This window comes from Streptomyces sp. NPDC101166, assembly GCF_044768125.1.
Classification (GTDB): domain Bacteria; phylum Actinomycetota; class Actinomycetes; order Streptomycetales; family Streptomycetaceae; genus Streptomyces.
In genome coordinates, this window is record NZ_JBIWPF010000206.1 from 1 (window position 1) to 1,213 (window position 1,213).

At 72.2% G+C, this 1,213-nt stretch carries 1 protein-coding gene; it reads left to right on the forward strand.

Features of this window, described 5'->3' with window-relative positions:
- On the forward strand, window positions 1–989 hold a 989-nt coding region (locus tag ACIRS4_RS37760), incomplete at its 5' end, for a zinc-binding dehydrogenase (protein WP_404204727.1).
- Window positions 990–1,213: the final 224 nt, after the last annotated feature.

Genomic DNA, 1,213 nt, shown 5'->3' on the forward strand with positions numbered 1-1,213 from the left:
AGGCGGCGGGCCTGTGCCATTCCGACCTGTCCGTGGTGGACGGCAATCGCGTCCGCCCCGTCCCCATGCTGCTGGGCCACGAGGCCGCGGGCCGCATCGAGGCGCTCGGCCCCGGCGACTCCGACCTGGCCGTCGGCCAGCGCGTCATCATGACCTTCCTGCCCCGCTGCGGCGCCTGCGCGGGCTGCGCCACCGACGGCCGTACCCCGTGCGAGCCCGGCAGTCTCGCCAACAATGCGGGCGAACTCCTCGCGGGCGGGCGGCGTTTGCTCCGCGACGGCGTGGAGGTCCATCACCACCTGGGTGTGTCCGGGTTCGCCACCCACGCTGTCGTCGACCGCCATTCGGTGGTGCCCGTCGACGACGACGTGCCCGCGGAGGTGGCCGCCGTGCTCGGCTGCGCCGTCCTCACCGGCGGTGGCGCACTGCTGAATTCGGCCAAGCCCGGCCCGGAGGACCGCATCATGGTGGTCGGTCTCGGCGGCGTCGGCATGGCCGCGGTGCTGGTGGGCGCCGCCCTGCGCGCGAGCACCGGTCAGGAGGTCATCGCGGTCGACACCGTCCCCGAGAAGCTGAAGACCGCATTGGAACTCGGCGCGACCGCCGCCTACACCCCGCAGCAGATCGTCGCCGACAATATCCAGGCCGAAGTCGTCATCGAGGCCGCCGGCAACATCCGCGCCTTCGAAACCGCCGTGGCCGCAACGGCTCCCGGCGGCACCACGGTCACCGTGGGCCTGCCCGCCCCCGACGCCCGCGCCAGTATCTCCCCGCTGGCCCTGGTGGCCCAGGGCCGCACCATCGTCGGCAGCTACCTCGGTTCCGCCGTCCCGTCCCGCGACATTCCCGAATTCGTCCGCATGTGGCGCGAGGGCACCCTCCCGGTCGAGCGCCTCGTCTCCTCCCGCATCCGCCTCGACGAGATCAACCACGCCATGGACGAATTGGCCGCCGGCCACGCCCTCCGCCAGGTCATCGTCTTCGACTGACGCGCGGATCTTCCGCTCCCACAGGGCAACCCGCCGCGGGCCGGTGGTCCGCGGCGGGCCGATCAGGTCACCCGAAGGTCGGGGTGACCGTGATCTTGCTGCCGCTCTGTGAGGTGCCGCCGTACCAGCAGACCGACGGTTGCCCGGACTGGTCGACCGCGTTGCCGTAGTAGACGTTCTTGCCGGCCTTCGGCGCGTCGGTCTTCCACCAGCAGGCGGTGACC